General features: G+C 67.7%; 11 protein-coding genes and 1 pseudogene. 10 read left to right on the forward strand and 2 right to left on the reverse strand.

What is annotated here, in order from left to right; translation table 11 throughout:
* The 4 genes and pseudogenes from GRX66_RS11750 to metG form a co-directional block, all read left to right on the forward strand.
* A pseudogene (locus tag GRX66_RS11750) lies at positions 1–661 on the forward strand (pyridoxal-dependent decarboxylase); the annotation flags it as partial.
* A 25-nt stretch (positions 662–686) separates the two neighbouring features.
* Positions 687–1,259 (forward strand): VTT domain-containing protein, encoded by a 573-nt coding sequence (locus GRX66_RS11755; RefSeq protein WP_325064081.1) that lies wholly within the window; start codon positions 687–689, stop codon positions 1,257–1,259.
* A 55-nt stretch (positions 1,260–1,314) separates the two neighbouring features.
* The gene (locus tag GRX66_RS11760; protein ID WP_159526735.1) at positions 1,315–2,010 is read left to right on the forward strand and encodes a LiaF transmembrane domain-containing protein; all 696 of its coding nucleotides are present in this window, start codon (positions 1,315–1,317) and stop codon (positions 2,008–2,010) included.
* A 247-nt stretch (positions 2,011–2,257) separates the two neighbouring features.
* A complete protein-coding gene (gene metG, locus GRX66_RS11765) occupies positions 2,258–4,309 on the forward strand; it encodes a methionine--tRNA ligase (RefSeq protein WP_159526736.1) in 2,052 nt (683 codons plus the stop codon).
* A gap of 235 nt (positions 4,310–4,544) precedes the next feature.
* Here metG and GRX66_RS11770 read toward each other — a convergent pair whose 3' ends face one another.
* Complete coding sequence (locus tag GRX66_RS11770) at positions 4,545–4,835, reverse strand: GYD domain-containing protein (protein ID WP_159526737.1); 291 nt, start codon at positions 4,833–4,835, stop codon at positions 4,545–4,547.
* Between the two features lie 105 nt (positions 4,836–4,940).
* Between GRX66_RS11770 and pyk the strand changes: the two genes are divergently transcribed.
* The 5 genes from pyk (at position 4,941) to GRX66_RS11790 (ending at position 9,516) form a co-directional block, all read left to right on the forward strand.
* Positions 4,941–6,674 carry a pyruvate kinase gene (pyk, locus tag GRX66_RS11775; RefSeq protein WP_159526738.1) on the forward strand — a complete coding sequence of 578 codons (1,734 nt, stop codon included), beginning with the start codon at positions 4,941–4,943 and terminating at the stop codon, positions 6,672–6,674.
* A gap of 116 nt (positions 6,675–6,790) precedes the next feature.
* Positions 6,791–6,964: a DUF7312 domain-containing protein gene (locus GRX66_RS19540; RefSeq protein ID WP_201293005.1), complete on the forward strand. Its 174-nt coding sequence runs from the start codon at positions 6,791–6,793 to the stop codon at positions 6,962–6,964.
* Between the two features lie 72 nt (positions 6,965–7,036).
* Positions 7,037–7,558 carry an NfeD family protein gene (locus GRX66_RS11780; RefSeq protein ID WP_159526739.1) on the forward strand — a complete coding sequence of 174 codons (522 nt, stop codon included), beginning with the start codon at positions 7,037–7,039 and terminating at the stop codon, positions 7,556–7,558.
* 65 nt (positions 7,559–7,623) lie between these two features.
* Positions 7,624–8,763 (forward strand): SPFH domain-containing protein, encoded by a 1,140-nt coding sequence (locus tag GRX66_RS11785; RefSeq protein WP_159526740.1) that lies wholly within the window; start codon positions 7,624–7,626, stop codon positions 8,761–8,763.
* Between the two features lie 132 nt (positions 8,764–8,895).
* Complete coding sequence (locus GRX66_RS11790; protein ID WP_159526741.1) at positions 8,896–9,516, forward strand: winged helix-turn-helix transcriptional regulator; 621 nt, start codon at positions 8,896–8,898, stop codon at positions 9,514–9,516.
* 235 nt (positions 9,517–9,751) lie between these two features.
* Here GRX66_RS11790 and GRX66_RS11795 read toward each other — a convergent pair whose 3' ends face one another.
* Positions 9,752–9,991 carry a DUF7123 family protein gene (locus GRX66_RS11795; protein ID WP_159526742.1) on the reverse strand — a complete coding sequence of 80 codons (240 nt, stop codon included), beginning with the start codon at positions 9,989–9,991 and terminating at the stop codon, positions 9,752–9,754.
* 235 nt (positions 9,992–10,226) lie between these two features.
* On the opposite strand from GRX66_RS11795, the gene GRX66_RS11800 reads away from it, so the two are divergent.
* Positions 10,227–11,423, forward strand: a 1,197-nt coding sequence (locus GRX66_RS11800; protein ID WP_159526743.1) for a flippase-like domain-containing protein, incomplete at its 3' end; no start/stop codon positions are given.

The raw sequence follows: 11,423 nt of genomic DNA on the forward strand, positions 1-11,423 counted from the left end.
CCCCGAGTCGAAGAACGTCGACGACCTGCTCCGGGAGATGCAGGAGGAGCGCGTCCAGCTGGTCGTCGTCATCGACGAGTTCGGGACGACCGAGGGCCTGCTGACCGCCGAGGACATCACGGAGGAGGCGTGGGGCGGTTTCGTGCTGCCGTTCACCGACCACGACTGGGACTTCGCGGACGCCGCCGTCGACACCATGACCATCGACCCGCACAAGATGGGGCAGGCTCCGGTCCCGGCCGGTGCCTTCCTCGCGCGCGACCCCGAGACACTGGACGCGCTCGCCATCGACACCCCGTACCTCGAATCCGACGTCCAGCCGACGCTCACCGGCACACGCTCCGGCGCAGGCGTCGCCGGCACGCACGCAGCGCTCGACGCGCTCTGGCCCGCCGGCTACCGCGACCAGTACGAGCGCTCGCAAGCCAACGCCAAGTTCCTCGCGACGGAACTCCGCGGCCTCGGTTACGACGTCGTCGAACCCGAGTTACCGCTGGTCGCCGCCGACGTCCCGGACAGCGAATTCGAGGTCCTCCGGGATGCAGGCTGGCGAATCTCCCGGACCGCCGCCGGTGAACTCCGCGTCGTCTGCATGCCCCACGTGACCCGCGAGATGCTCGCGTCGTTCCGCGACGACCTCGCCGAAGCCAGCAGGGTTTAATTCTCGGCGACCCATCACCCGGGTAGTGTCTCCGTCAGCCGCGGTCGCTGCCTCCATAGACATTGCCGGAATCGAGAACGCGGTGCGCGCTGCAACCGGGTGGCCAGGACTCGGCGTCATCTTCGTGTACTCGTTTCTCATCGCGTTTGTCCTCCCGTTTCCCAGCGAAGTCGTTCTCTGTTCGGCCGGCTACGTCTGCGCGGAAACGGCACACCTCGGCCTCGGTATCCCGTCCCCGCTCGTCGTCTCGTTCGTCGTGCTCTCCAGCAGCGTCGGGAAGGCCGCCGGGAGCATCGTCGCGCTGCGCGTCGGCTACGGTGCGAGTCACTCTGGCCCCGTGATGCGGGCTGCTCGCCGCCTCGGGTTCGACCCCGTGCAGTGGTCGAGACGACGCATGGTCGAACTCGTCCGGCGGTACGGCTACTACGGGATGGCGCTCGGGCTCTCCGTCCCGGGCTTCCCGGACACCATCTCGATCTACGTCTTCTCCGTCATCGAGAAGGACTACCGACGCTTCGCCGCGGCCGCGTTCACCGGCAGCGTCGGCCGGCTCGCGGTCACAATCGCCGTCCTGGAAGGCGCGCTGGTCGTGGCGTAAATCGAGACGAGTCAGACCAGCAACGGTTAAGCACCGGGACTATCATTGCAGAGACATGCTCGGACTGCGCTCGGACCGCCTCGTAACCGGCGGGCTCATCATCCTCGTCGGCGTGCTGTTGTTGCTCTCCACGACTGACGCCCTCCCCACCGAATCGCTGTGGGACTTCTTCCCGGCCGTGTTCATCGTGCTGGGCCTCTGGGCGCTCGTACGGAGTGGCTTCCGGAACCTCACCGGCCCCGTCATGGTCATCGCCATCGCGAGCACGTACCAGGCCAAGGCACTCGGGTACGTCACGGACGAACACATCGGCACCTGGTGGCCGCTGTTCGTCGTGCTGTTCGGCGTCCTCGTCCTCGTCGGACGGAACCGACGAGCACGCCGCGCGGTGTCGACGAGCACTAGCGACGCCGGCACCGTCTCGCTCGTCAGCCTCTTCTCGGGCACGCAGCGCCGCGTCACGGGCAGCGGGTTCCGTGGCGGCGACATCTTCGTGGCGTTCGGCGGCGCGGAACTCGACCTCCGCGACGCCGACGTCCCCGCCGACCCGGCAGACGTCGAATGCCTCGTCGCGTTCGGCGGCGCAGAGCTCAACGTCCCGGACGACTGGCGGGTCGAACTGGAAGTGCTCAGCATCTTCGGCGGGTCGGAGGACGAACGACCGCGTCGCTCCGGCGAGGTCGCCGGCGACGGTCCCGACCTCGTCGTCACCGGACTCGCGCTGTTCGGCGGCGTGACTGTCTCGCCCTGACAAGGTTTTTGCGTGGGCGCAACGTTGTTCGGCTGTGACACGGCAACGGCGCAGTGCGCGACCGGACTCGATGCGGATGCACGCGTAGCGCCGTCACCGGGTGGACCGTCCACCCCCGGGCCCTCATGCGGCCGTCGGGTGGACACGAACCCCGTTTCTCCCCCGAGCATCGTCCGCACAGCGCCGGAACCGGAACGACGCGACACAACCAGCGGGCTTTAGGCCCGCGCCAGCAGAAACAGCGAACATGACTCACGAAGACTTCCCGACGGACGACCCAGCGGTGGTCACTGCGGGGTTGCCGTACGCGAACGGCGACCTCCACATCGGCCACCTGCGGAGCTACGTGAACGCCGACGCGTTAACGCGCGGCCTCCGAAAGCTCGGGCAGCAAGCCATCTACGTCTGCGGCAGCGACATGCACGGCACCCCCATCGCGGTCGAAGCCGAGAAGGAGGGCGTCAGCCCCGAGGCGTTCGCGCTCCGCCACCACGAACAGTACGAGGAGACGTTCCCGCAGTTCAACGTCGAGTTCGACCAGTACGGCCACACCCACGACGAGACGAACACCGCACTCACGAAGGAGTTCGTCCGGTCCTGGGAGGACAACGGCTACGTGCACGAGAAGGAGATCAACGTCGCCTACGACCCGGAGGCCGACCAGTGGCTCCCGGATCGCTTCGTCGAGGGCACGTGCCCGTACTGCGGCGAGCACGCCCGCGGCGACGAGTGCGACGAGGGCTGCCAGCGCCACCTCGAACCCGGAGAGATCGAGGAGCCCGTCTCCACCATCACCGGCAACCCCGCGGAGTACCGCAAACGCGAGCACAAGTTCCTCCGGTTGTCCGCATTGCAGGACCACCTCCAGGGTTTCATCAACCGCGTGGAAGGGACGAGCAACGCCCAGAACCAGCCCCTGGAGTGGATCGAGGGCGAACTCCAGGACCTCTGCATCACGCGGGACATGGACTGGGGCATCGACTACCCGGGCGAGGGCGCCGACGACCTCGTGCTGTACGTCTGGGTTGACGCCCCCATCGAGTACGTGTCCACGACGAAACAGTACAGCGAGCGCGATGGCGACCTCGACTGGGAGTCCGTCTGGAAGAACGGCGACGGCGAGGTCGTCCACGTCATCGGTCGCGACATCATCCAGCACCACACGGTCTACTGGCCCGCGATGCTGGAGGCCGCGGACTACGCTGAACCGCGCGCGGTCTGCGCGGTCGGGTTCGTGAACATCGACGGGAAGGGCCTGTCGACGTCGAAGAACCGCGCCATCTGGGCCCAGGAGTACCTGGACGAGGGGTTCCACCCGGACCTGCTGCGGTACTACATCGCGACCGCCAGCGGCTTCGAGCGGGACGTGAACTTCTCGTGGGACCGGTTCGCGGAGCGCGTGAACAGCGAACTTGCGGACGTCGTCGGGAACTTCGTCTACCGCGCGCTGTTGTTCGCGGCGCGGAATTTCGGCGGGACGCCGGACGCCCGGGTCAGCGACGAGGTGGAGACCGAGATCGCGCAGGCGATGGACGACTACGAGGACGCGTTGAACGACTACGACCTCCAGTCGGCGGGCCAGCGCGCCGTCGCCCTGGCGCGGTTCGGCAACGAGTACATCCAGCGCAACGAGCCCTGGAAGCTCGACGACGACGAGGCCGCGCCCGTCATTCGGGACTGCGTGCAGCTCGTGAAGGCCGTCGCGGTCCTGCTGCAGCCGTTCACGCCGGAGAAGGCGGACGCAATCTGGTCGCAGATCGGGGAGCCGGACTCGGCTGCGGCGGCCACCATCGGGGACTGTCTGCAGGCGCCCGCCGGGGAGTTCGGTGAGCCCGAGGAGTTGTTCACGAAGGTCGAGGACGACCGCGTCGAGGAACTCGACGAGAAGCTCCAGTCGAAAATCGAAGCCGGTAGTAGCGACGAGGACGACGAGGCGGACGTGAGCGAGGAATCAGCGACCGAACTCGAACCGCTCGCCGACGAGCGCGTCAGCTTCGAGGACTTCCAGGACCTCGACCTGCGCGTCGGCGAAATTCAGACCGCGGAGGGCGTCGAGGGCGCCGACGACCTCGCGCGCCTCGAGGTGGACATCGGCCACGAGGTGCGCCAGATCGTCGCCGGAATCAAGCAGCTCCACGACCTGGACGACCTCCCGGGGACTCGCGTCGTCATCGTCGCGAACCTCGAGAAGGCCGAGCTGTTCGGCGTGGAGTCCAACGGCATGATTCTCGCCGCGGGCGAAGACGCCGACCTCCTGACGACCCACGGGGACAGCGAACCCGGCACGAAAGTCAAGTAGGGCTTGCAGGCGGTGGGCCGCTCCCGGTACGAGTACCGCCGTTCCGCGTCCGAGCACACCGGGCGAAGGTTACGTCACGCGCCGGATTGGTCCCGGCCCGCTATTTGAACCTACGCAGGGGCCAGGCCGGCATCCGACAACCGAGCGGCGCGGCGGCGCGATTGGGCGCGGTTCGACGACGGACGACGTCGTTCGAGAGAGCGCGTTGGGCTGGTTCGGCGACAGCAAAACGTGGCTACGTTCGGTCCTCGGCGAGTTCACCGAGGTCGTCGACGTGCAGGGCTTCCATGGTCTGCATTTCGATGCCGTAGCGTTGTGCCGCGATGGACGCGGCGAGTGCGGAGTCGTGGGAGTCTGCTTCGAGTAGGAGGAGGACGTCGCGTTCCCCGAGGAGAATGTAGGCGTCGAGAAGGTCGCAGTTCCGGGTTTCGAGGTCCTGTCTGAGGTCTCCCCAGATGGAGGCTAGTTCCTGGACGTTCTGGTACTCCCCGGTCTCGACGTTGGCGAAGGCAGCGTACGTCGGCATAACTTCGGATTGATTGCGTACGACAAAAATCCCTATGGCTCTCGTGGTACTCGATATCGAGTAAATTACGTACGTTTTTGCGTGGCGGCAACGTAGGCCGCGGCAATGAGGAACGCGAAGATCGTCTGTACGCTGGGCCCGGCGACAGACGACGAGGCGTCGATTCGGTCGCTCGTGGACGCGGGGATGTCGGTCGCGCGCATCAACGCGAGCCACGGCTCGATGGCGGACCGCCGCGAGCTGGTGGCGACGGCGCGCCGCGTGGACGACGCGACGGAGAAACCGGTCGCTGTGATGCTGGACACGAAGGGACCGGAGGTCAGGACGTCGGAGACCGAGGGAACCGTGCACGTCGAGACCGGCAGCGTCGTGGAGTTCGTGCCGGACGGGGAGACGACCGGCGAGACCGTCGGTCTCTCGACGAGCATCGCAGCGGCCGAAGCCGGTGACCGAGTGCTGCTGGACGACGGCCGCATCGAGACGGTCGTGGAGTCTGTGGAGGGCGACGTGGTCGTTGCGCGCGTGGAGTCAGGCGGCGACCTCGGTGGTCGGAAGGGCGTGAACGTTCCGGGGGTGGCGCTGGACCTCGACGTCGTGACCGAGAAGGACCGCCGGGACCTGGAACTCGCAGCCGAGGAGGACGTGGATTACGTCGCGGCGAGTTTCGTGCGGGACGCCGAGGACGTCCTCGAGGTCGGGCGCGTCCTGGAGTCGTTCGACGCGGACGTCCCCGTGGTCGCGAAAATCGAACGCGCTGGCGCCGTCGAGAACCTCGAAGGCATCATCGAGGCCGCGGACGGCGTGATGGTGGCGCGCGGCGACCTCGGCGTGGAGTGCCCGATGGAGGACGTGCCGATGATCCAGAAGCGCATCATCCGGCAGTGCCGGGACGCGGGCGTCCCGGTCATCACTGCGACGGAGATGCTGGACTCGATGGTGCACGCGCGGCGGCCGACGCGCGCGGAAGCCAGCGACGTCGCGAACGCGGTCCTGGACGGGACGGACGCCGTGATGCTGTCCGCGGAGACTGCCGTTGGCGACAATCCGACGCGGGTCGTCGAGACGATGGATCGCATCATTCGTGAGGTCGAGGGCAGCGGCGAGTACGCGGAGGTACAGGAGCAGCGCGTCCCGGAAGCCGACGGGACCGCGAAGACCGACGCACTCGCGCGGTCCGCGAGGTACCTCGCACGCGACATCGACGCGAGCGCCGTCGTCGTGGCGTCCGAGTCCGGGTACACGGCACGGAAGGCCGCGAAGTTCCGGCCGCGGGTGCCGGTCGTGTGCGCGACGCCCTCGCACCGCGTTCGCCGACAGCTCGCGCTCAACTGGGGCGTCCTCGCGGAGTACGCGGAAGTCGCAGAGGGAGACGCGACGACAGTCGTCGAGCGGGCGGTCCAGTCCGCCGTCGAGTCCGGCGTGGTCGACAGCGGCGACACCGTTGTCGTGCTGGTCGGGATGATGACGGAACTGGAGGGCGCGAGCACGACGAACACGCTGAAGGTCCACGTCGCGGCGGAGACGCTGGCGGTCGGGCAGTCCGTCGTCAGCGGTCGCGCGACGGCGCCCGTGGTCGTTCTCGACGACGGCGACCTCGGCGACGTCCCCGACGGCGCTGTCGTCGTCCTGGACCACGCGTTCGACGACGAGTTCCGCGGCGACCTCTCCAGGATCGCGGCCATCGTGAGCGCGAAGTCCGGGATGACCGGCTACCCGGCGATGGTCGCCCGGGAACTGGACGTGCCGATGGTCGGGGACGCCGACCTCGAACGGATCGACGACGGCGACCTCGTCACCGTGGACGGCGAACGGGGCGTCGTCTACGCTGGCGACTCCTGACCGCGCGGCCGCCGTCTGAATCAGACGCTCGCGCTACCGAATTCGTCGGCCGCCGAGGAGTCCGCTCGTCGCTGCGAACCCGCGCGTTTTTCAGCGCGCACCCCGTACCTGAATCCATGTCCGAGGACGACCAGCGGAAGTGGCGCTACGAGCTCGACGAGGTCGGCCCGGACGCCGAACCGGACGTGCGCGCCATCGAGCCGGGGTCCCCGAGCGCCGAGAACGTCGCGTTCTTCCTGCTCGGCGTCGCCGTGATGGTCGGCGTGCTGGCGGTACTGCTGTTCGCGTGAGCCGGGGTTCGGGCAGCGGGCACGGTGGCTGAGCGGGTAACGGTTTTCCCACCCCCGCCCTAACTGGCTGACATGGTTGAACTGTTCGGACAGTCGCTGTCGTTCCTGCTGGTCCTCGTCGGGACGGCGCTGTGTATCATGGAAGCGCTGGCGCCGGGCGCCCACCTCATCGTCCTCGGCGTCGCGCTCCTCGCCGCCGGCCTCATCGGGTTGTTCGTTCCGGCGGCGGCCACGCCGTTCATCCTCGCAATCCTCGTGCTGGGCATCGGCCTGTCGGCGCTGTACTTGTACCGCAACTACGACATCTACCAGGGGACCGGGCGCGGGCAGACCCGGGACGCCGAAGACCTGCGCGGGGAGCGCGGCTACGTCGTCGAGACGGTGACGCCGCGGTCCGGCCGCGTGAAACTCGAGTCCGGCGGGTTCGACCCGTCGTACGGCGCGCGTAGCATCTCCGGCACCATCGATGAGGGGGCCGACATCGTCGTCGTGGACCCCGGGGGCGGCAACATCCTCACCGTCGAGGCCGTGAACGGCCAGGACGACATCGACCGGGAACTCGACAGGGACCCGACGGACGCCGACAGCGCGTAACTACGCAGTCGCTGTCCACTAGAACGCTCACCAACACTTATTGTCCGGTCGCCGGACGTTGCAGTATGGAGTTGACCCCGCTTCAGGCGAGTGGCACAGTGATAACGGCAGTGGGCGTGCTGTTGTTGCTGTTGCTCGCTGTCATCGTCTACGAGACGGTCGAAATCGTAGACGCCTACGAGAAGAAAGCGCTCACCGTGTTCGGGGAGTACCGCGGCCTCCTAGAACCGGGCATCAACATCGTCCCGCCGTTCGTCGCGCGGACGTATCCCTTCGACATGCGGACGCAGACCATCGATGTCCCGCGCCAGGAAGCCATCACGCGCGACAACTCCCCGGTGACCGCGGACGCCGTGGTGTACATCCGGGTGCGCGACGCCAAGCGCGCGTTCCTCGAGGTCGACGACTACAAGACCGCCGTGTCGAACCTCGCGCAGACGACGCTGCGCGCGGTGCTCGGCGACATGGAACTCGACGACACGCTGAACAAGCGCCAGCAGATCAACTCGCGCATCCGCACGGAGCTCGACGAACCCACTGACGAGTGGGGGATTCGCGTCGAGAGCGTGGAGGTCCGCGAGGTCAACCCCTCCCAGGAAGTCCAGAAGGCGATGGAGCAACAGACCAGCGCCGAGCGCCGCCGCCGCGCGATGATCCTCGAGGCGCAGGGTGAACGGCGCTCCGCCATCGAGAACGCCCAGGGTGACAAGCAGTCGAACATCATCCGCGCACAGGGTGAAAAGCAGTCCCAGATCCTGGAAGCGCAGGGTGACGCGATCTCCACCGTGCTCCGCGCGAAGTCCGCGGAGTCGATGGGCGAGCGCGCCATCATCGAGAAGGGCATGGAGACCCTGGAGGGCATCGGCGACGGCGAATCGAACACGTTCGTCCTCCCGCAGGAGGTCACGAGCCTCATCGGCCGCTACGGCAAGCAACTCGCCGGCAGCGACGTCGGCGACGGCGGTGCCGACCTCGAGAGCCTGGAGTTCGACGCGGAGACCCGGGAGCTCATCGGCCTGGACAACATCGACGAGATTCTCAACCAGATCAGTCAGGAGGCCGACGTCGACCCCTCCGAGATCGAAGAGCAGGCCGAGGCCGTCCAGCGCGGCGAGGACAGCGGCCTGCAGGCCGCCGACGAGGTCATCGACAAGATGGACGAAGAACTCGACATCGACGACGGAAACGGCGACACGGAGTCGTAGCGCCGTCGAGAGGCCTGTAGACGCCGGGTGTGGCAGGCTTCGTCCCGGTCACCGTCAGGTGGTGACCAGATTACAGCCCACCCCCCTGGAGTACCGAACGCTTTTCTCGTGGTACCCCGTACGTGGACCTGAATGGGCATCGACGAGAACAAGCGCGCGACGCTCCGTCGGTTCGCCGCCGTCGGCGCTGCGAGTCCGCTCACGCGGCTCGCGGGCGACGAAGGCGGGGACGGAGACGCGGACGCTGGCACCACCAGCGACGTCCGCGACGCCATCACCGGCTACGTGACGGCGACGCCCGGCGCGCACTTCTCGAAACTCCGCGACGACCTCCAGTTGGGGACGGGAGAGACCCAGCACCACCTGCGACGGCTGCTCGACGAGGACGCCGTCGAGAGCACCCGAGACGGCGACTACAAGCGCTTCTTCCCTGCGGGCCGGTTCTCGCCGTTCGAGCAGCGAGCGCTGGGCTACCTCCGCCGGGAGACCCCGCGCGGGATGGTCGTGGAACTGCTGCGCGACCCGGAGACCACGCCGGGCGAACTCGCAGAGAGCCTGGACGTGTCCCCGGCGACGGTCAGCAAGTACGCGGCACAGTTAGAGGAGGCCGGCGTGCTCTCCCGGGTGGACGGCTACGCCGTACAGCAGCCGGAAACCCTCATCACGCTGCTCGTGCGGTACGCGGACTCCTTCGACGCGACGACTGTCGAATTCGCCGGCGAGGCCGCCGATTTTCTCTCCTACGAACCCTGAGCGGTTCCTGCCGGGCCCGAGTTCGCGACGTTCCGGCTCTGCACCTCGCGGCGCAGTCGCTGCGGAACGTCAGGTACGGCCGACCGCAAGGCAGCCACGAGCAACGCGACGAGCTCGAAGCGACCGAGGAGACGGCGGACCGTGACAGACACTGGGTGCCCGGCGGGGCCGGGCGGAGAACGCGAGCGTCACTCGGGGGGATGACGGCCCCGAGCGAACCGAATCGGCGCGGGAGTCAGGCCTCGACTTTCCACGTCGTCGACGAGGAGTACCCCCAGCGTTCGACGTCGACTTCGAACTCGCCGTCCTCGATGGCGGGCATGTTCGCGCCGACTTCCTTCGCGGAGAGGTCCAGTTCGTCCCCGATGAGACGGGACTTGAAGTACGTGCGTTCGTCGGCGTTCTCGCGGAGGTACTCGAGGATCCGGTGCTGTTTCGGCGTGAGTGCCTGACTCGCCGCGGCTGTCGCGCTCATACCCTACCGTTGGTCGGTACACCCAAGAGGGGTTTGGTACGACCAGTAAATACAGCGCCGTCTTGCGGTTTTGCTGGCTTCGAGTACCGGGTGGGGCCGGCGTGCGGTCAGTGTTGGTAGGCCCGGTTAACGTCGCGTCGGGATTCTCCGGGGCCGCGAGCACGACGGCTTCGAGCGAGTCGGCGAACGCCGAAGACAGAAAGTTCTTACCCGGTCACGGCCGAATCCTGGCACAATGACGGACTCGGGCGTCGAGGTGAGTGTCGTCCTCCCCGCGTACAACGAGGCGGACACCATCGAGACGACGGTGCAGACGACGCTCGACACGCTCGCGGCGTTCCTGCCCGACGAGTCCTACGAAGTGGTCGTCGCGGAGGACGGCTGCGAGGACGAGACGCCCGAAATCGCGTCCCGGCTCGCCGCCGAGGACGACCGCGTGCGGCACTTCCACAGCGACCAGCGGCTCGGTCGCGGCGGCGCGCTGAACGCCGCGTTCCGTGACGCCCGCGGAGACACGCTCGTGTACTTCGACACGGACCTCGCGACGGACATGCGGCACCTCGAAGAGCTCGTCGAGAGCGTGCGCTCGGAGGGGTACGACGTCGCCACCGGGTCGCGGTGGATTCCCGGCCAGCAGGCCGAGCGCCCGGCGAAACGCGGCATCCCCTCGCGGGGATTCAACGTGGCCGTGCGGGTGCTGCTGGGCTCCGAACTCCGCGACCACCAGTGCGGGTTCAAGGCGTTCAGCCGCGAGGCCTTCGAGTCGCTGGCCGACGACGTCGCGGACGAGCACTGGTTCTGGGACACGGAGATGCTGGTGCGCGCACAGCGCCGCGGGTTCGACGTCGCGGAGTTCCCCGTGGAGTGGACGCCGAAAGGCGACTCGAAGGTGGACCTCGTGCGCGACGTCTTCGGCATGGGGAGCCAGATTCTCCGGACGTTCTGGGAGTTCAACGTCAGCCCGTACGCGAACCGCCGCACGGGCATGGTCGTGGGCGTGTTGCTGTCGGTGCTGGCGTTCTCGTTGATGTTCGTGTACATCGACGTCGGCGCGTTCGTGGCCGCCGTCCAGGACGCCGACCCCACGCTGGTGGCCGTGAGCGCGGTCGTCTACCTGCTGTCGTGGCCGCTCCGGGGACTGCGCTACCGCGACATCCTCTCCGAGCTGGGCTACCGGGAGAACACGTGGTTCCTGACGGGCGCTGTGTTCATCAGCCAGACCGGCAACCTCGTGATTCCGGCGCGCGCCGGCGACGCCATCCGCGCGTACGTCGTGAAAGCCCGACGCAACATCCCGTACACGACCGGGTTCGCGTCCCTCACCGTCGAACGCGTCTACGACCTGCTGACGATCACCGTGCTGGCGGGCGGCGTGCTCGTCGCGCTCGCGGCGTTCGCGCCCGAGACGGTCGCGGAGCTCGCGGCGACGGCG

Origin of the sequence: Halobacterium bonnevillei (assembly GCF_009831555.1) — an archaeon.
Taxonomy (GTDB): Archaea; Halobacteriota; Halobacteria; order Halobacteriales; family Halobacteriaceae; genus Halobacterium; species Halobacterium bonnevillei.